We start from the raw sequence: 16,511 nt of genomic DNA on the forward strand, positions 1-16,511 counted from the left end.
TGCGGCTCAAGCCACCCGCGACCCGCGCGACCAGACGCCGCGCAGGGCCGGCGTGTCTGCCTTGATGCCAAACCGGATCAGATCGGCGCGCTTGCCAGCCTCTAGCCGCCCCCGGTCGCTCAACTCTACTGCATCGGCCGGTGCATGGGTCACAGTGCCGAGCCCGCGTGCCATATCGCCCCACAGCTCGCCAAGCTTCACCGCCGCCATCAGCAGCGCCGCAGGCACATAGTCCGACGAGACGATGTCCAGCAGCTCCAGCTCCGCCAGGTCATGCGCCGCTACATTGCCCGAATGCGAGCCGCCGCGGATCAGGTTCGGCGCACCCATCATCACCTTGATGCCATGGGCATGGCAGGCCTGCGCCGCCTCCACCGTGGTCGGAAACTCTGCCAGCCGGATGCCGTGGCCCGCAGAAACCGCCACCTGCTCCGCAGTGGTATCGTCATGGCTCGCCAGCACCGCTCCAAAGCGCCTGGCCGCCTTCACAGCCTCGCCCTCGTGCAGCACGCCATAAGTCTCCTGCAGTTCCAGCAGATGCGCGACATGCGCCTGAAAGGCTGCATCGTCAAACCCGTGCTTGCCCTTCACATATTCTTCCAGCTTCGAGACATCCCGGAACTGCCGCTGCCCCGGCGTGTGATCCATCAGCGATACCAGCCCGACCCGGTCCTCTTCGCCAAAGGCGTTCAGCTCTTCGACCAGCGTATCTGTGCAAATCTCGGCCCGCAGGTGCAGGAAATGCGAGATCTTCAACGCCCCGGCTTCCCGCAGCTCCAGCAGTTCCGTCGCCAGCCCGCGGGCATAGGCGCCATAGCGGCTGTCGCGGCGGCTGATCGAGCCCACCCGCATCGCGTCAAACACCGTGGTGATCCCGGTCCCGGCCAGTTCCGCATCATGGGCGATGATCGCACTGGCATGCGGCCAGTCGACCTTGGGACGGGGCTGGATGTGGCGCTCCAAATTGTCCGTGTGCAACTCCACCAGCCCAGGGCTGACATAATCGCCGCCGCAGTCCACCGCGCCCGCCGGAACCGAAATGCCATCGGCAATATCCGCAATTTCGCCGCCTTCAATCTTCACGCTGCCCGCCCGGATCTCGCCCGGAAGCACCAGCATGGCATTGGCAAGGATCAATTCATCTGTCATCTGAACTTCACATCTTTCGAGCTATGTGAGGCCACGTTTAGGAGGCCAATGTGACATTCACGCGATACGCGATCTATTACGCCCCGCCCGCGGACGCGGAGTGGAGCCGGTTCGGCGCCAGCTGGCTTGGCTGGGACATGGAAACGGGCCGGGAGCTGCCCCATCCGGACACATCCGGCCTGGACGTGGCGGCAATCACAGATGTGCCGCGCAAGTACGGGCTGCACGCGACCCTGAAGCCGCCGATGCGCCTCGCCGAGGGCCAGACCCAAGCTGCGCTTGAAGACGCCTGCGCGGCGCTGGCCGCGGCCCAGAAAGCGGTCACATTGGACGGTCTGCACCTGGCCCGCCTGGGCCGTTTCCTGGCTTTGCGCCCCACCGGGGATCAAACCGCGCTGAATGCGCTGGCCGCGGCCTGTGTGACGGAACTTGATGCTTTCCGCGCCCCGGCCTCCCAGGCTGAATTGGAGCGCCGCCGCGCCGCGGGGCTGACGCCAGAGCAGAACGAGAATCTTACCCTCTGGGGCTATCCTTACGTACTGGATCAGTTCCGCTTCCACATCACGCTCACCGGCAAACTGCCCAAGCCGGAGCTGCCCGCCGTCGAGGCCGCGCTGGAGGAGCACTTGATCCCGCTGCTGCCCGCGCCCTTTGTGATCCGCGACCTGGCACTGATGGGCGAAGCGCCGGACGGAAGGTTCCATCTGATCCACCGCTACGCCCTTTCCGGTTGAATGGCTTCCAGCGCGGCCTTCACCGCCGCGCTGAGCGCACCGCTGTTGTCGATCTCAAAAACACGGACCAGCCCCTCCTGCAGCGGATTGACTGCGCGGGCCAGCCGCCGCTGAACCTCTTCGGCATCCTCGCGCCCGCGCGATGACAGCCGTTCCGCCAGCACCTCGGGCCGCGCAGTCACCGACAGCACAATGAAATCGCCAAAGACGTCCTGCGCCTCCAACAGCACGGCACGGGAAAGGTTCACCAGCACCCCACTGGATCCCTCGCGCAGCTTTTCGATATCGCGCGGGATGCCGTAGTGCAGCCCATGCGCCTGCCAGTGCAGCGCAAAGACACCGCTTTCGGCCAGTGCCGAAAACTCCGCTTCGCTGACCGCCTGGTAGTCTTCCCCCCCGGCCTCCGGGGCGCGGGTGATCACCCGGCGCATCAGCCGCAGCTGGGGACAAGAGACCGCCAAGGCGGACATCAAACTGTCCTTGCCAACCCCGGACGGCCCAACCACGGCAATGACCGGACCTTTTTCAGCAGCGCCAGTCATGCCGCGGCCTTTGGCGAAAACCCCGAGACATCCACAAACCGGTCGCAGACCTGCGCCCGGGCAGCCTCGTCATGGAAAATGCCTATGATCGCCGCACCGCGCGCCTTGGCGCCTTCGATCAGCCCCAGCACGGTGGCGCGGTTCTGCGCATCCAGGCTCGCCGTCGGCTCATCCAGCAGCAGCGCCGGATAGTGGTGGGCAAAGCCGCGCGCGATGTTCACCCGCTGCTGCTCGCCGCCCGAGAAGGTGGTGGGGCTGAGCCCCCACAGCCGTTCCGGGATATTAAGCTGCGCCAGCAGAGAGGCCGCCTTGTCGCGGGCCTGCTCCTCCGGCGTGCCGACCGCCAGCAGCGGCTCCGCCACCACGTCCAGGCTGGGCACCCGCGGCACCACCCGCAGGAACTGGCTGACATAACCCAGGGTCTCGCGGCGCAGCGCCAGGATCTCGCGCGGCGCCGCCTTGGCCACATCCACGCCGCCCACCACCACACTGCCCGAAGCCGCCAGATAGTTGCCATAGATCACCCGCATCAGGGTGGACTTGCCCGCACCGGACGCCCCGGTCAGGCCGACGCATTCGCCAGGCTTTACGCTCAGGCTCGCGTTTTCCATCACCGGGATCACGGCGCTGCCCTGGTTATGCAGGGTGAAGCTCTTGCTCACGTTGTTCAGTTCAATCATGTCACGGCCCTCAAACTTGCAGCACACTGGAGACCAGCAGCTGCGTATAGGCATGCTGGGGATCATCCAGCACCTGGTCGGTCAGCCCGGTTTCCACCACATGGCCGTCTTTCATCACCATCAGCCGGTCCGCCAGCAGGCGCACCACAGCCAGGTCGTGGGTGACAATGATGGCGCTCAGCCCCATCTCGCGCACCAGCCCGCGCAGCAGATCCAGCAGCCGCGCCTGGACCGAGACATCCAGCCCCCCGGTCGGCTCGTCCATGAACACCAGCCGCGGGCCGGTCACCAGGTTGCGGGCGATCTGCAGACGCTGCTGCATACCGCCGGAAAAGGCCGAGGGGCGGTCGTCAATCCGGCTTTCGCTGATCTCCACCCGGCCGAGCCAATCGGCAGCTCGCTCCCGGATCGAGCCATAATGGCGGTCGCCCACGGCCATCAGCCGCTCGCCGATATTGCCGCCGGCAGACACCGGCATCCGCAGCCCGTCGCGGGCATGCTGATGGACAAAGGCCCAATCGGTGCGGCTCAGCATCCGGCGTTCCGGCTCGGACATGGTGACGGTATCCACCGGCCCCTCCGTACGGGTGTCAAAGATCACCTCGCCCCGGTCGGGGGGCAGATGGCCCGCCAGGCTGTTCAGCAAGGTTGACTTGCCCGACCCGCTTTCGCCGACGATTCCCATCACTTCGCCGGGATAAAGATCAAAGTTCACATCCGTGCAGCCGATCCGCGCGCCGTACATTTTGGCGACGTTTTTCACTTGCAGCAAAGGGGTCATCACGCTGCCTCCTCACCCAGACGGCCGGAGTGGCCCGCCTCGCGCCGCGAACGGCAATAATCGGTGTCCGAGCAGACAAACATCCGGTTGCCCGCATCATCCAGGATCACTTCATCCAGATAGCTGTCCTCTGCCCCGCACAGGTCGCAGGCATGGTCCGCCTTGCCGGCTTCAAAGGGGTAGTCCTCGAAATCCAGCGGCACGACCTGCGTATAGGGCGGCACCGCATAAATCCGCTGCTCTCGGCCTGCACCGAACAGCTGGATCGCCGCCATCTCCATCTTGGGGTTGTCGAACTTCGGGATCGGCGACGGATCCATCACATAGCGCCCCTCCACCTTGACCGGGTAGGCATAGGCGGTGGCAATAGCGCCGTGCTGGCTGATGTCCTCGTAGAGTTTCACGTGCATCAGCCCGTATTCCTGCAGGGCATGCATCTTGCGGGTCTCGGTCTCGCGCGGTTCCAGAAAACGCAGCGGCTCCGGGATCGGCACCTGGTAGACCAGGATCTGGTCCTCGGTCAGCTCGGCTTCGGGGATCCGGTGGCGGGTCTGGATGACGCTGGCCTTCTCCGTTTCCTCGGTGGTTTCCACGCCAGCCGTCTTTTCAAAGAACTTGCGGATCGACACTGCATTGGTGGTGTCGTCAGCCCCCTGGTCGATCACTTTCAGCGTATCGTCCGGCGTCAGTGCTGCGGCTGAGACCTGCACCCCGCCGGTGCCCCAGCCATAAGGCATCGGCATCTCACGGCTGGCAAAGGGCACCTGGTAGCCCGGCACCGCAAGGCCTTTGAGGATCGCCCGGCGGATCATCCGCTTGGTCTGTTCGTCGAGATATGCAAAGTTGTAGTCGTTCATGACTTATCCTTTACAGCCCATTTGAGGGAGCATTGGTTTTGGAGCACATCACCTTTGAAAAGGTCATTATTGTGGTTGTGGCCATTTGGGCCTTTTACAAATTCGTAAACCGCCCCAACCACATGACCGGCACCCAGAGCCGGGGCTACACGAATGTCAGCCCGAACGCCCTGAGTGACAGCGAACCCCGCGAAACGGTCAAAAAACATTCTTCCGGCGATGAGAGTACGCTTGGCGGCTTCAGTGCAGACGTTGGGGCCGGAGGCGGAGGCGACTAAACTCATTCCGCAGCCTCCCGTGCCGCCAGCGTCTCTGCCAGCTCTGCCGCTTCACGGCGCAACTTGCGGACCAGTTCCAGCTCGGACTGGAAGTCCACGTAATGCGGCAGCTTGATGTGCTCCAGAAAGCCGGTGGCCTGGATGTTGTCAGCGTGGCTCAGGACAAATTCCTCGTCCTGCGCAGGCGCGCCCAGATTGTCCTCGCCCAGCTCCTCCCAGCGCAGTGCGCGGTCGACCAGCGCCATGGCGATAGACTTGCGCTCTGACTGACCGAACACCAGCCCGTAACCTCGCGTGAACTGCGGCGGCACCGTTTTGGAGCCCTTGAACTGGTTCACGGTCTCGCATTCGGTCAGCTCCACCTCGCCGATCTCAATGGCAAAGCCCAGCTCCGGGATCTCCATCTCCACCGGCACGCTGCCGATGCGCAGCTCGCCCACAAAAGCGTGGTTGCGCGCATAGCCGCGCTGGGTCGAATAGGCCATGCCGAGGATGAACCCCTCGTCGCCGCGGGTCAGCGATTGCAGCCGCACAGCCCGGTCCGCCGGGAAGGCCATCGGCTCACGCGTCAGATCGCCTGGCACCGCGTCCGAAACCGGTTCGCGCTCGATAATGTCCTCGTCCTGCAGGAAGCCGGTGATATGCGGCGTCGGGTCCTGGCGCGGCTCGGCAGCCGGGGCCGCGGGCACCTCGCCTTCAGCGGCCAGTTTGAAATCCAGCAGCCGGTGGGTGTAGTCGAAGGTCGGCCCCAGCACCTGGCCGCCCGGCGCATCTTTGAAGGTGGCTGAAATCCGGCGGTCACAGGCCATCGCGCCAGTTTCTACCGGCTGGGTGTAGCCGAACCGCGGCAACGTGGTGCGGTAAGCGCGTATCAGGAAGATCGCTTCAATCAGATCGCCGCGCGACTGCTTGATCGCCAGCGCCGCAAGATCGGGATCAAAAAGCGAACCCTCGGCCATCACCCGGTTCACTGCGAGGCTCAGCTGCTCGCGGATCTGGGCGAGGCTCAGCTCGGCCACATCCGTGTCGCCACGGCGTTCCTCGGCCAGCCAGGCATGGGCATTTTCAATGGCGCGCTCGCCGCCTTTGACTGCAACATACATGGGCTCAGACCTCCGCTGCGACCTGGGAAGAGCGTGGCAATGCAGCCAGCTGCGAACCCGCGGTAAAAAAGAAATCAACGCCCAGCGGATAAAGCACCGCGTTATTCTGGAACGCCGCCAGCTCCGGCAGCTGCATCCGGGCGGTATCCTTGATGCCAGGGCCGCTCAGCACCGCGTTCGGCGCCTCAAAGCTCGGCACTTCGACGATCAGCGTCGCCGAACGGTCAGGGTATTCCGGGGTGCCGGTGCGGAAGCAGTCAAGCGGCATCAGCGCATCCCAGCCGCCCAGGGCGAAATCGGCCTGCTCCGCCGCAGAAATGGGCGCGCCGGTGTGGAAGGCCAGCCAGCCGCGCAGAGCCTCGCTGTTTACGTCCGGCGCCAGATAGACACCGGTTTCCGGGTCGCAAAGGGTGAGCAAAAGGCTGGCGGCAGCAACTGAGATCCCTTCGGGCGGGGTGGCCCCAGAGATGTCCTGAACCTGCCCAGGCCGCGCCATTGCGTTCATCGCCGCGCGGAACGCATGCGCTGCGGCCACCGGAGGGTTGCTGAAACCGCCGGCATAGACGGAACTTTGAGTTTGCAGGCTCATCAGTCCTCTCCCCGCACCATCGTGAAAAACTCGACCTTCGTTGCCGCGGCCTTGGCGGCGCGCGCGTCTTTCTGCGCCTGCCGCTCCGCCGCCAGCGGGACCAGCACCGCAGCACGCAGAGCCTCTGCCTCAGCCGTTTGCATCAGCGCGTCGATCTTGGCGGCGATCTCGGCCTTGGCCATGCTGCGCCCCTGCACGTAGCCGTGTCCAACCGTGCCGTCTTCCAGCGACAAAGCACAACGGGTGACAGTCATCTCACCCAGATTGAAGGGGGCCCCGCTGCCGCCCATGCGGCCGCGCACCATGACGCCGCCCGCCTCAGGTGCACGCAGAAATTCGCAAACGGGATTGGCGCCATAGCCCTGCCACAGCTCAGTCAGCCGGGCCTCGTCAGCAGGGGCCAGAAGGCTCATCCAGCCTTTGCGGTCCTCTGCAGAAATAGTGGTGTTCATTTGTCTAAGCCTCTTGGCCGGGTTGTCTACATTAGCTATACAACTAGACAAATGTTATCTGAGTCGCCTCGGATGGCGCAATCCTCATCTTGTGAAAGTTCCGTGACATGGCCCGCACCCCCGTCTGGAAATCCATCGCCATCGCCCTGACCGATGATATCGCCCACGGCAGGTATGAAACCGGCGGCAAGCTGCCCGCCGAGGCGCAATTGTCGGCAAGGTTCGGAGTGAACCGGCACACCGTGCGCCGGGCGCTGGCGGAAATGGCCGCCCAGGGACTGGTGCATTCCCGCCGCGGCGCGGGCGTGTTTGTGGCTGCCAAACCAACCGACTACCCGATCGGCAAACGGGTTCGGTTCCACCAGAACCTGGCGCGCGAAGGCCGCAGCCCCGCCAAGCAGATCCTGACCCTGGAGACCCGCGCTGCTGCCGCCCCGGAGGCCAATGCGCTGCAGCTGGACCCTGGCAGTTCGGTGCATGTCTACGACGGGCTGTCCTTGGCCGACGGCCAGCCCATCGCCCTGTTTCAGAGCATCTTTCCGGCCGAGCGCTTCCCAGGCATTCTGGATGCCCTGCAGGACCGGCGCTCGGTCACTTCAGCGCTGCAGCATTTCGGGGTGGAAGATTACACAAGGATCGAGACCCGGATCACGGCCAAGCTGGCCACGGCAACCCAAGCCTTGCATCTCAAGATCGCTGAAGGCAGCCCGATCCTGCGCACCACTGGCATCAATGCGGATCCGGAAGGCCGGCCGGTGGAGTTCGGCCGCACCTGGTTCGCCGGCGACCGGGTAACCCTGACAGTGGGCGGAGAGAGCTGACAGCGGGCGCTCCCGCCTGCTCAAGCGCAATTGAAATTGCACCTCGCAGTTGGGCGTGGCGCCGCGCTGCGCGCGGCGCGGCAGCTCTCCGGCGAATCCGTGTCCGGAACCGCCGGGGAGGCCGCGGGTCAGGACGCCCCTCTTGACATGCAGGAGGCGGAACAAAGAAAGCGGTGCGCTGCAAGGCTCTTCGCTTCCTTCAGCACCTATCAACGGGAGCCCGCACCGTGCGCAGCGCGGTGCCACGCCCAACCTTGCAGGGTATCTTTGATATCCGGAATGGGCGGGAGCACCTCCTCCGCGCTACCGTTTGGCGTTGAAGACAAACAGCGCCTCGCCATTGATCTGATAACCATTGATCAGCGCCGCCGCCTTGTCCGAGACCAGCCACTCCTCCAGCTGCATCGCCAGACCGTGTTTCACATGGCCGTGCATCTCCGGATTCACCGGGATATAGGCGTATTGGTTGAACAGCACCGGGTCCCCTGCAAACAGCAGTGCCAGCCCGCCCTTGTTGCCGAAGTTCAGCCAGCTCGCCCGGTCCGACATGATATAGGCATCCATGCCGGAGGCCGTGTTGAGCGCCGCGCCCATGCCTGCGCCAACGGCACGGTACCACGGGCCGAACGCCTCTGCGTCCAGTCCGGCGGAGGCCCACAGGCTCAGCTCCTTTTTGTGCGTGCCGCTGTCGTCGCCGCGGCTGACAAAGGCCGCACCAGCGTCGGCAATCTGTTGCAGCGCCTCCGCTGCATCCTCAGCACCAGCAATCCCAGCGGCATCGCCTTCAGGGCCGATGAAGACAAAGTCGTTGTACATAATTTCGCGGCGGCGGGTGCCATGACCGCCGGCCAGAAAAGCCTCCTCGGCTTTTTTCGAATGCACCAGGATCGCGTCCACATCGCCCGCTTCACCCAGCCGGATCGCCTGACCGGTGCCAACGACCAGCAATTGGACATCCAGGTCCAGGTCTTTTTTGATCTCCGGCAGCAGCACCTCGGCCAGGCCGGAATTGTGGAAGGAGGTGGTCACCGCCAGCCTCATCTCTTCCGCCAGCGCCGCCGAGGCAAGCACAAGCGAAGCCGCTGCACCCAATACAAGACGTTTCATTCGACAATATCTCCGTTCAGAAATGCGCGTCCCTGAGAGGTTCCGGGCCCAGCGAAGAATTCCTCTGCCGGGCTGAATTCGTGAATGCGGCCACCAAGGACAAAAATCACCTCATCTGCCAACCGCCGGGCCTGACCCATGTTGTGGGTGGACATGATCAGCCTTGTGCCGCTGTCCGAGGCGTGGGCCAGTATTTCTTCGATCTCCCGCGTCGCGCGGCCGTCCAGCGCGGCGCAGGGCTCGTCCAGAAACAGGACCTCCGGCTCCCGCACCAATGCGCGCGCCAGTGCCAGCTTCTGCCGCTCGCCCCCCGACAGCATGGTGGCTTGCCGCTGCAGGATCTCCCCCAGACCCACACGGGAAGCCCAATCCGCCGCCCGCTCTCGCGCATCCTTGCGCCCCATCCCGGCCAGCCGCAACGGGTAGGCGATATTGTCGATCACCGTGCGCCGCATCATCACCGGGGTCTGGAACACAAAGGCCTGCCGCTTCTGCGCCTCTTCCAGCGGGCAGGCCCAATCCAGGCTGCCGCCGTTCATCCGCACAATCCCGTGCAGCATCTTCAGCAGCGTGGTCTTGCCCGCACCGTTGGGGCCAATCACAATCGACGTCCCCTGCCCGCCCAAAGTCAGGTCAACCGGACCAACCAGCACCTTGCCGCGGCGGCGCACCTGCGCGCCCTTGGCTACCAGCGGGAACATCTGCATCACCAGCGCCCCTCGCTCTCAGTGCGGCCCAGCCAGTGGATGCACAGGTTCACCGCAATGGCCAAGGCAATCAGTACAAAGCCCAGACCCAGCGCCATGGCAAACTCGCCCTTGCCGGTCTCCAGCGCAATCGCCGTGGTCAGCACCCGGGTGGCATGGTCAATGTTGCCGCCCACCACCATGATCGCGCCGACCTCGCCGATGGCGCGGCCAAAGCCCGCCAGCGCCGCCGTCAGCAGCGCCCGCCGCCCGTCCCACAGCAGCGCCTTGATGCGCTGCAGCTGAGTGGCATTCATCGAGATCAGCAGGTCGTGGTAATCGCTCCACAGCTCCCGCAAGCTTTGATGCGCAATCGAGGCCACCAGCGGCACCACAATGATCACCTGCGCGATGATCATGGCCGTGGGTGTGAACAGCAAGCCAAACACCCCGAACGGCCCGGCGCGGGAGAGAAACACATAAACGATCAGGCCAACCACCACCGGCGGCAGCCCCATCAGCGCGTTCAGTACAGCAATCGTCGCCCGGCGGGCCCGGAACCGGCGCACCGCCAGAAAGGCCGCCAGCGGCAGCGCGATGGCACAGGCAATCGCCAGCGCCGTCAGCGTCACCCGCAAGGAGCGCAGGGTGATCTCCACCAGATCCGCGTCCAGCGTCACCAGCAGCCAAAAGGCCTGGCTCAATCCTGCCCACAGATCAGTCATCGCGCTCCGCTGCTCTCCCAAAGGCCGCATCCCGGCCCGGTCTACCATGTCCTGCCGCGGCTCCAAATCACAGGAGAGGACTCCAGGACAGCCAAAAACGGCATGCCGCCTGGAAAATGCTGCCGCGGATACCCATCTGGAAAACAACGGCTTCCCGAAGATGCCGCCTGTTAGCGCCAAATCACCGCATTTGGCTCCAAATCCGCTTCCGCGCGCTTGCGTGCGCGTATTGAACGTGAAACAACCCCCGCCCAAAGTGTCACCCCGGACGCAACCTTGAGGAAATGCCATGTTCGACCTGCAATCCATGCGGGATCAGCTCGCCAACCACTATGATCTGGCGCCGAATCCGGCTTTGGCCGAGAAGATGGCAGACGTTTACGCGCGGATGGACCGCGTGGTGAACCCCGTCGAATGGGTCACCCATGCGCCCTATGTCGCCGCGATTTTGGAGCTGAAGAAGCAGCGCAATGCTGTGATTCTGGCGCATAATTACATGACGCCCGAGATTTACCACGGCATCTCGGATGTGGTCGGCGACAGCCTGCAGCTGGCAATCGAAGCCACCAAGGTCGAGGCCGATGTGATCGTGCAGTGCGGCGTGCACTTTATGGCCGAAACTTCCAAGATCCTAAGCCCCGGCAAGACCGTGCTGATTCCGGACATGGAAGCGGGCTGCTCGCTGGCAGAATCGATCACAGCCGAAGGCGTCGAAGAAATGCGCCGCCGCTACCCGGGCGCGCCGGTGGTCACCTACGTGAACACCACCGCCGAGGTGAAGGCCGCGTCCGACATTTGCTGCACCTCCTCCAACGCGGCCCAGATCGTGGCGGCGATGGAAGAAGACACCATCATCATGACCCCGGACCAGTATCTGGCGCAGAACATCGCCAACCAGGTGCCGGAAAAGAACATTGTCTGGTGGGAAGGCTCCTGCATTGTGCACGAGCAGTACACCGCCCAGGACCTGCGCGACTTCCGCGAATGGAACCCCGGCACCCGGCTGATCGCCCACCCGGAATGCCCGCCGGATGTGGTGGCCGAGGCTGATTTCTCCGGCTCCACCAGCGGCATCGTCAAATATGTGACCGACGAGAAGCCCGAGAAGGCGCTGCTGATCACCGAATGCTCGATGGCCTCGAACATTGCCGATCAGCTGCCCGAGGTCGATTTTGTCGGCCCCTGCAATATGTGCCCCTACATGAAGAAGATCACCCTGGAGAAGATCCTGTGGTCGCTGCACACCATGTCCGAGCCTGTCGAGGTTGACCCGGAGGTCGCAGGCAAGGCCCGCGTTGCGGTGCAGCGGATGATCGATCTTTCACAAAAACTGGGCATCTGATCCGTGCTCGAAACCGGCCGTATCGTCATTGCCGGCGCAGGCTTGGGCGCGCTTTACGCCGCGCTTGAGCTGGCACCGCGGCCGGTTCTGGTGATTTCGCCCGAACCTCTGGGCGAAGGCGCAAGCTCTGCCTGGGCGCAGGGCGGCGTGGCAGCGGCCATGGCCGCCCATGATACGCCCGAAGCACATGCGGATGACACTCTGCTTGCCGGGGCTGGCACCGTCGACCCCGAAGTTGCGGCAATGGTCACTCGGGTGGCACGCGAGCACATCATCGACCTGACGGAACTTGGCACCCCCTTCGACCGCGACGCCGACGGCAACTATGTGATGAGCCGCGAGGCCGCGCATTCCGCCGCCCGCGTGGTGCGGGTGAAGGGCGACCAGGCCGGCGACCAGATCATGCAGACGCTGATTGCCGCGGTGCGCGCGGCGCCGTCCGTGCAAGTGCTGGAAAACACCCAAGCCCTGCGGCTGGAAACAGACGGCGAAGCAGTCACAGGCATCTGGATCACCCGCGCTGATGCCCCCTCTGCCCCGGTGCTGATCAAATGCCCCGGCGTGCTGCTGGCAGGCGGCGGTTCCGGCGGGCTTTATGCCCACACCACCAACCCGCCCCGCATCCGCGGTCAGGTGATCGGCTTTGCCGCCCGCGCAGGCGCCCGCATCGCAGACCCCGAGTTCGTGCAATTCCACCCCACCGCCTTCGACATCGGCGAGGACCCCGCCCCGCTCGCCACCGAAGCGCTGCGCGGCGAAGGTGCGGTGCTGATCAACGCTGATAGCGAGCGTTTCATGGTCCCGGCACACCCGGACGCCGAACTCGCCCCCCGCGACATTGTTGCCCGTGCGATCTTTGCCGAAACCCAGGCAGGCCGCCGCCCGATGCTGGACACACGTGAAGCATTGGGCTTCGAGGTGCAGACCCGCTTCCCCACCGTTGCCGAAACCTGCGCCCGCGCCGGCATCGACCCGGTAACGCAGCCGATCCCCGTCGCCGTCGCTGCCCACTACCACATGGGCGGGGTTGAAGCAGACATGCAGGGCCGCACCAGTCTGGCAAACCTCTGGGTCTGCGGCGAGGCTTCGTCCACAGGCCTGCACGGCGCCAACCGGCTTGCTTCCAACGGCCTGCTGGAAGCGCTGGTCTATGCCCGCAATGCGGCTCAGGATATCGACCGATTGGCCCTCTCCAAAGATGCTGCCGAAGTCCGCCTGGAGTTTCCGGAAGGCGGCCAGGAACTTGACCCCGCAGCAGTGAAAGCCTTGCGCGAGGCCATGACCGCCCACGCAGGTGTCCGCCGCACCGCTGCAGGCCTGAAACAGGCGCTTGCCGCCATCGCCCGGCTCGAAGATGACCAGGCCGCAGACGAAAACTTCACCAACATGTGCGCCACCGCCACGCTGATAGCCGCTGCAGCACTCCGGCGCGAAGAAAGCCGCGGCGGCCATTTCCGCGACGACTTCCCCGAAGCCGACCCCGCGCAGGCGCACCGCACCCGCATCACCCTGGACGAGGCCCTGGCCATCCGTGCCAAGGTTCAAGAGGAGCTGACATGAGCACCCAATTCGCCACCCTGCCCGACCTGATCCTGGAGCCGATGGTGCGTGCCGCGCTGATGGAAGACCTGGGCCAGAACGGCGACATCACCACCCGCGCGGTGATCCCGGCAGATGCCACCTACTCCGCCCGTCTGAACGCCCGCGAGGATGGCGTGGTCTCCGGCATGCAGATCGCCCGCATCGCCTTTCATCTGGTTGACGCTGGCCTCAAGGTCGAAACCCTGCTGCCCGACGGCTCAGCCTGCAAAAAGGGCGACACTCTGATGACCATCGAAGGCTCCGCCGCCTCGATCCTGTCAGGAGAGCGTGTGGCGCTGAATTATGCCGGCCGCCTCACCGGCATTGCCACCCTGACTTCCGCCTTTGCGGCTGAAACCAAGGGCACCGCCACCCGCATCACCTGCACCCGCAAGACCACCCCGGGCCTGCGCATTGCCGAGAAACAGGCGGTACTGCACGGCGGCGGCTACAATCACCGTTTCGGCCTGTCGGATGCGATCCTGATCAAGGACAACCACATCGCCGCTGCGGGGGGCGTCAAAGCGGTGCTGGAGGCCGCCAAGGCCAGCGTCAGCCACATGATGAAGGTGGAGATCGAGGTCGACACCCTGGACCAGCTGTCTGAGGTCATCGCCACCGGCGGCGCCGATGTTGTTCTGCTCGACAACATGGATACGCCCACTCTGGCCAAGGCGGTGGAGATGGCCAAAGGCCATGTGGTGACCGAAGCCTCCGGCAATATGCGTCTTGAACGCATCGCCGAAGTGGCCGCCACCGGGGTTGATTACATCTCCTCCGGCGCGCTGACCCACTCAGCCCGCACCCTGGACCTCGGTCTTGATTTCTGAAGACAGCCTGGCTTGATCAGTTCTGCTGACGCTGCTTGCGGGCGGCGTCCAGTTTCGCGTCCCGCAGCGCCACCGGCGACAGCATCAGCACTGAGCCGTCCTCAATGGTGCGCACTTCGAATCCGCTTCCCTGCAGACCGCCGCGCAGCGCCTCAGGCAAGGCTGCGCAGGCCTCGGGCGTGCGTTCGCACATGATGACGTCGCGCCCGGTCAGCAGCTCCAGCCGGGCCTCCATTGCATAGGTCTCCTGCAAGTCCGCCTTCACCGCGGCCTCCAGCGACAGGTAAGTGCCGGTCACATAGACAGGGCCTTCAGTAGCTTGCAGCTCCGCTGCCATGGCCCGGCTCAGCTCCGGCCAGCGAGCGTAGGACTGCTGCAGCATCAGCGCAAACATCACATAGACCGCCGCCGTCAGCGCTAGCAGGTAGCGGCCCAGCCGCGCCCGGCCGCTTTCCTGCAAGGATATGGCAAACAGTCCCAGGAAGACTGCAAAGAAGATCCACAGAAAACCGCCGGAGCGGACCGGCATGTCGATACCGGTACGGATCACCTGCAGGCAGATCAGACCCAGCCCCAGCGCCGCGCCAGAGAGCATATAAAGCGCCCGCCATCTGTCCTGCCGCAGCAGGCTCCAGACTGCCGCCGCCAGCACCGCGCCCTGCAACAGCATCAGCGGCGTATTGGCATAAGAGCCCTTAACCGCCAGGCCGCTCAGAAACTCCCAGGCCAGTTGGGCATTTTCCAGTGCCGAAGCCAGATCATGCGCCGGGCTTGGGTTGCGCCATTCGGCCATTGGCACACCGAAGATGCCATGCTCGAAATAGTTCAGCGAGTAGATCGCCAGCATCCCCAAAGCAAAACTGACAATGAACAGCGCCAGCAGCCCGGCCAGATCGCGGGCCGAACGGGCCACGCCTGCACGGGTCAGGCTCAACGCCAGGATCAGAAAGGGAAATGTGGTATAGGCCATGAGCGACACCGGCACGAACACCAGCATCAGCCAGCGGCAGGCACGCTCGCTCAGCCGGGTGGCCAGCCAGCCGTAAAACGCCAGCACCGCCATCCCGGGGATCAGCGTGTTGAACCACAGGGAAATCAGGATCCAAGGGAAGCAGAGCCCGGCGATCAGAGCCACCGCCACCCGCTGCCAGGTCTCCGCCTCGCGGCCAAAGGCATTGTGCACCAGGCAAGCCAGGTAGATGGCCCACAACAACTGATACGCCAGATAATTCACCCAGGCCGGCGTCACCACACCGCGCAGATGCCACAGGTAGTTGAGCCAGCGCCCCTCGGAGAGGGTCTTGGTGTAAAACAGCCCGGGCTCCGCCAGTAACGCCGGGTAATCGTCATGGCGGATCATAGGGTCCGGCAGCAAGAACACCGCCGACAGCAACAAGCCGCCAAAGACCGCCGCAACCAGAACCCAGAGCCGCGGCACGGCCTGGGACCGGGCTACAGGCGGCTCTGCCGCGGCAAATGTCATCCTGCGGCCCCCTGCAGGCGGCGGGCGCGGCGGGCCAGCACGGCGGCGCGGCCCTGGGCGATTTTGGTCACCATCGGCTGCGGCATCAGCGATACGATCCCGCGCCGCATCCGCCAGCCGAGGCTGCCTGCCAGCGGCACCTTCCGCCCGGCTGGGATCTCCGCCGCCAGCACTTCCTGCGGCAGGCCCTCGCGGCCTGCGGCATTGGCGTAAAGCACGGTATTGTAGCGGTACCAGGGCTCGACGCCCTGCATGTCCTTAAGCCTGGGCCGGGCAAAGTCAATGGCGGTGAACCCACGGGCCGCAAACATCTCCTGCCAGAAGGACAGCGGTTTTTCGTTGATGTGGAATTCGCCCCCCTGCCCCGGCACCGCTGCCGAAAACAGCACCCGGTCGGAATGGCGGGTGAGGCTGTCCACCAGCTTCTCCGAGGCTGCCTCGGGCAGATGCTCGCCCACTTCCAGGCTCTGCGCCAGATCGAACTTGCGGCCCAGATCAAATGGCTTGGTCAAATCGGCTGCGTGAAACTGCGCCCGCGGGATCGCCAGCCGGTCGCGGTCAACATAGTCGCCGTCAACCCCTGCCACGTCCTGAACGCCCGCCTTGATCCATTCGCTCAGCCACACGCCGCGGCCGCTGCCCAGATCCAGCACGCTGCCCGCCTGCAACTGCGGCTGCACAACCGAGATCATCGCCTGCGCCGAGGAGCGCGCGCCCTGGTCGATGTAATCATAGAACTCGTTGGAGTAGATATGGGACATGGTCGCTCCG

At 64.6% G+C, this 16,511-nt stretch carries 19 protein-coding genes; 6 read left to right on the forward strand and 13 right to left on the reverse strand.

The window, feature by feature from the left end; genetic code table 11:
* Nucleotides 1-6: 6 nt before the first annotated feature.
* Nucleotides 7-1,149: an alpha-D-ribose 1-methylphosphonate 5-triphosphate diphosphatase gene (locus RA19_RS01555; RefSeq protein WP_039158919.1), complete on the reverse strand. Its 1,143-nt coding sequence runs from the start codon at nucleotides 1,147-1,149 to the stop codon at nucleotides 7-9.
* Between the two features lie 50 nt (nucleotides 1,150-1,199).
* Between RA19_RS01555 and RA19_RS01560 the strand changes: the two genes are divergently transcribed.
* Nucleotides 1,200-1,883, forward strand: a complete 684-nt coding sequence (locus RA19_RS01560) for a DUF1045 domain-containing protein (protein ID WP_039158920.1) — start codon at nucleotides 1,200-1,202, stop codon at nucleotides 1,881-1,883.
* Here RA19_RS01560 and phnN read toward each other — a convergent pair.
* The 4 genes from phnN to RA19_RS01580 are packed head-to-tail and all read right to left on the reverse strand — an operon-like array spanning nucleotide 1,865 to nucleotide 4,743.
* Nucleotides 1,865-2,425, reverse strand: a complete 561-nt coding sequence (gene phnN / locus RA19_RS01565; RefSeq protein WP_039158922.1) for a phosphonate metabolism protein/1,5-bisphosphokinase (PRPP-forming) PhnN — start codon at nucleotides 2,423-2,425, stop codon at nucleotides 1,865-1,867. The two genes, RA19_RS01560 and phnN, sit on opposite strands and share 19 nt — an antisense overlap.
* A complete protein-coding gene (gene phnL / locus RA19_RS01570) occupies nucleotides 2,422-3,105 on the reverse strand; it encodes a phosphonate C-P lyase system protein PhnL (RefSeq protein WP_039158924.1) in 684 nt (227 codons plus the stop codon). Before phnL ends, phnN begins: the two co-directional genes overlap by 4 nt.
* A gap of 10 nt (nucleotides 3,106-3,115) precedes the next feature.
* On the reverse strand, nucleotides 3,116-3,886 hold the full coding sequence (gene phnK, locus RA19_RS01575; protein ID WP_039158926.1) for a phosphonate C-P lyase system protein PhnK: 771 nt from the start codon (nucleotides 3,884-3,886) through the stop codon (nucleotides 3,116-3,118).
* Nucleotides 3,886-4,743: an alpha-D-ribose 1-methylphosphonate 5-phosphate C-P-lyase PhnJ gene (locus tag RA19_RS01580; protein WP_039158928.1), complete on the reverse strand. Its 858-nt coding sequence runs from the start codon at nucleotides 4,741-4,743 to the stop codon at nucleotides 3,886-3,888. Before RA19_RS01580 ends, phnK begins: the two co-directional genes overlap by 1 nt.
* A gap of 38 nt (nucleotides 4,744-4,781) precedes the next feature.
* Here RA19_RS01580 and RA19_RS01585 point away from each other — a divergent pair, with 38 nt between their 5' ends.
* Nucleotides 4,782-5,021, forward strand: coding sequence for a hypothetical protein (locus RA19_RS01585; RefSeq protein ID WP_152615658.1), 240 nt, complete (start codon nucleotides 4,782-4,784; stop codon nucleotides 5,019-5,021).
* A gap of 2 nt (nucleotides 5,022-5,023) precedes the next feature.
* Here the strand turns inward: RA19_RS01585 and RA19_RS01590 are convergent, their stop codons facing one another.
* Genes RA19_RS01590 through phnG form a run of 3 tightly spaced genes read right to left on the reverse strand, consistent with a single transcriptional unit; the run spans nucleotide 5,024 to nucleotide 7,165 of the window.
* Complete coding sequence (locus RA19_RS01590; RefSeq protein ID WP_039158931.1) at nucleotides 5,024-6,124, reverse strand: carbon-phosphorus lyase complex subunit PhnI; 1,101 nt, start codon at nucleotides 6,122-6,124, stop codon at nucleotides 5,024-5,026.
* 4 nt (nucleotides 6,125-6,128) lie between these two features.
* Nucleotides 6,129-6,713, reverse strand: a complete 585-nt coding sequence (gene phnH, locus RA19_RS01595; RefSeq protein WP_039158933.1) for a phosphonate C-P lyase system protein PhnH — start codon at nucleotides 6,711-6,713, stop codon at nucleotides 6,129-6,131.
* Nucleotides 6,713-7,165 carry a phosphonate C-P lyase system protein PhnG gene (phnG, locus tag RA19_RS01600; protein WP_039158935.1) on the reverse strand — a complete coding sequence of 151 codons (453 nt, stop codon included), beginning with the start codon at nucleotides 7,163-7,165 and terminating at the stop codon, nucleotides 6,713-6,715. Before phnG ends, phnH begins: the two co-directional genes overlap by 1 nt.
* Before the next feature lie 107 nt (nucleotides 7,166-7,272).
* Between phnG and phnF the strand changes: the two genes are divergently transcribed.
* Complete coding sequence (gene phnF, locus RA19_RS01605) at nucleotides 7,273-7,986, forward strand: phosphonate metabolism transcriptional regulator PhnF (protein ID WP_039158937.1); 714 nt, start codon at nucleotides 7,273-7,275, stop codon at nucleotides 7,984-7,986.
* A gap of 303 nt (nucleotides 7,987-8,289) precedes the next feature.
* Here the strand turns inward: phnF and RA19_RS01610 are convergent, their stop codons facing one another.
* The 3 genes from RA19_RS01610 to RA19_RS01620 are packed head-to-tail and all read right to left on the reverse strand — an operon-like array spanning nucleotide 8,290 to nucleotide 10,504.
* Nucleotides 8,290-9,093 (reverse strand): substrate-binding domain-containing protein, encoded by an 804-nt coding sequence (locus RA19_RS01610; protein WP_039158939.1) that lies wholly within the window; start codon nucleotides 9,091-9,093, stop codon nucleotides 8,290-8,292.
* Nucleotides 9,090-9,800: an ATP-binding cassette domain-containing protein gene (locus tag RA19_RS01615; RefSeq protein ID WP_039158941.1), complete on the reverse strand. Its 711-nt coding sequence runs from the start codon at nucleotides 9,798-9,800 to the stop codon at nucleotides 9,090-9,092. Before RA19_RS01615 ends, RA19_RS01610 begins: the two co-directional genes overlap by 4 nt.
* On the reverse strand, nucleotides 9,800-10,504 hold the full coding sequence (locus RA19_RS01620) for an ABC transporter permease (protein WP_039158943.1): 705 nt from the start codon (nucleotides 10,502-10,504) through the stop codon (nucleotides 9,800-9,802). Before RA19_RS01620 ends, RA19_RS01615 begins: the two co-directional genes overlap by 1 nt.
* 289 nt (nucleotides 10,505-10,793) lie before the next feature.
* Here RA19_RS01620 and nadA point away from each other — a divergent pair, with 289 nt between their 5' ends.
* Genes nadA through nadC form a run of 3 tightly spaced genes read left to right on the forward strand, consistent with a single transcriptional unit; the run spans nucleotide 10,794 to nucleotide 14,257 of the window.
* Complete coding sequence (nadA, locus tag RA19_RS01625) at nucleotides 10,794-11,846, forward strand: quinolinate synthase NadA (RefSeq protein ID WP_039158944.1); 1,053 nt, start codon at nucleotides 10,794-10,796, stop codon at nucleotides 11,844-11,846.
* 3 nt (nucleotides 11,847-11,849) lie between these two features.
* Entirely contained in the window at nucleotides 11,850-13,406 is a 1,557-nt protein-coding gene (locus RA19_RS01630; protein ID WP_039158946.1) for an L-aspartate oxidase, read from the forward strand.
* Nucleotides 13,403-14,257, forward strand: a complete 855-nt coding sequence (gene nadC, locus RA19_RS01635) for a carboxylating nicotinate-nucleotide diphosphorylase (RefSeq protein WP_039158948.1) — start codon at nucleotides 13,403-13,405, stop codon at nucleotides 14,255-14,257. Before RA19_RS01630 ends, nadC begins: the two co-directional genes overlap by 4 nt.
* Before the next feature lie 16 nt (nucleotides 14,258-14,273).
* Here the strand turns inward: nadC and RA19_RS01640 are convergent, their stop codons facing one another.
* Nucleotides 14,274-15,740: a hypothetical protein gene (locus RA19_RS01640; RefSeq protein ID WP_039158950.1), complete on the reverse strand. Its 1,467-nt coding sequence runs from the start codon at nucleotides 15,738-15,740 to the stop codon at nucleotides 14,274-14,276.
* Nucleotides 15,737-16,501 (reverse strand): class I SAM-dependent methyltransferase, encoded by a 765-nt coding sequence (locus RA19_RS01645; RefSeq protein WP_039158951.1) that lies wholly within the window; start codon nucleotides 16,499-16,501, stop codon nucleotides 15,737-15,739. The genes RA19_RS01640 and RA19_RS01645 overlap by 4 nt, the downstream gene beginning before the upstream one ends.
* Nucleotides 16,502-16,511 lie beyond the last annotated feature (10 nt).

Origin of the sequence: Leisingera sp. ANG-M1, assembly GCF_000813745.1 — a bacterium.
Classification (GTDB): Bacteria; Pseudomonadota; Alphaproteobacteria; order Rhodobacterales; family Rhodobacteraceae; genus Leisingera.

What these genes read in the sequence shown, in the direction of transcription:
- RA19_RS01555 (WP_039158919.1), bottom strand. Translation starts at nt 1,149, where the DNA reads ATGACAGATGAATTGATCCTTGCCAATGCCATGCTGGTGCTTCCGGGC.
- phnN (WP_039158922.1), bottom strand. Translation starts at nt 2,425, where the DNA reads ATGACTGGCGCTGCTGAAAAAGGTCCGGTCATTGCCGTGGTTGGGCCG.
- phnL (WP_039158924.1), bottom strand. Translation starts at nt 3,105, where the DNA reads ATGATTGAACTGAACAACGTGAGCAAGAGCTTCACCCTGCATAACCAG.
- phnK (WP_039158926.1), bottom strand. Translation starts at nt 3,886, where the DNA reads ATGACCCCTTTGCTGCAAGTGAAAAACGTCGCCAAAATGTACGGCGCG.
- RA19_RS01580 (WP_039158928.1), bottom strand. Translation starts at nt 4,743, where the DNA reads ATGAACGACTACAACTTTGCATATCTCGACGAACAGACCAAGCGGATG.
- RA19_RS01590 (WP_039158931.1), bottom strand. Translation starts at nt 6,124, where the DNA reads ATGTATGTTGCAGTCAAAGGCGGCGAGCGCGCCATTGAAAATGCCCAT.
- phnH (WP_039158933.1), bottom strand. Translation starts at nt 6,713, where the DNA reads ATGAGCCTGCAAACTCAAAGTTCCGTCTATGCCGGCGGTTTCAGCAAC.
- phnG (WP_039158935.1), bottom strand. Translation starts at nt 7,165, where the DNA reads ATGAACACCACTATTTCTGCAGAGGACCGCAAAGGCTGGATGAGCCTT.
- phnF (WP_039158937.1), top strand. Translation starts at nt 7,273, where the DNA reads ATGGCCCGCACCCCCGTCTGGAAATCCATCGCCATCGCCCTGACCGAT.
- RA19_RS01610 (WP_039158939.1), bottom strand. Translation starts at nt 9,093, where the DNA reads ATGAAACGTCTTGTATTGGGTGCAGCGGCTTCGCTTGTGCTTGCCTCG.
- RA19_RS01615 (WP_039158941.1), bottom strand. Translation starts at nt 9,800, where the DNA reads ATGCAGATGTTCCCGCTGGTAGCCAAGGGCGCGCAGGTGCGCCGCCGC.
- RA19_RS01620 (WP_039158943.1), bottom strand. Translation starts at nt 10,504, where the DNA reads ATGACTGATCTGTGGGCAGGATTGAGCCAGGCCTTTTGGCTGCTGGTG.
- nadA (WP_039158944.1), top strand. Translation starts at nt 10,794, where the DNA reads ATGTTCGACCTGCAATCCATGCGGGATCAGCTCGCCAACCACTATGAT.
- nadC (WP_039158948.1), top strand. Translation starts at nt 13,403, where the DNA reads ATGAGCACCCAATTCGCCACCCTGCCCGACCTGATCCTGGAGCCGATG.
- RA19_RS01640 (WP_039158950.1), bottom strand. Translation starts at nt 15,740, where the DNA reads ATGACATTTGCCGCGGCAGAGCCGCCTGTAGCCCGGTCCCAGGCCGTG.
- RA19_RS01645 (WP_039158951.1), bottom strand. Translation starts at nt 16,501, where the DNA reads ATGTCCCATATCTACTCCAACGAGTTCTATGATTACATCGACCAGGGC.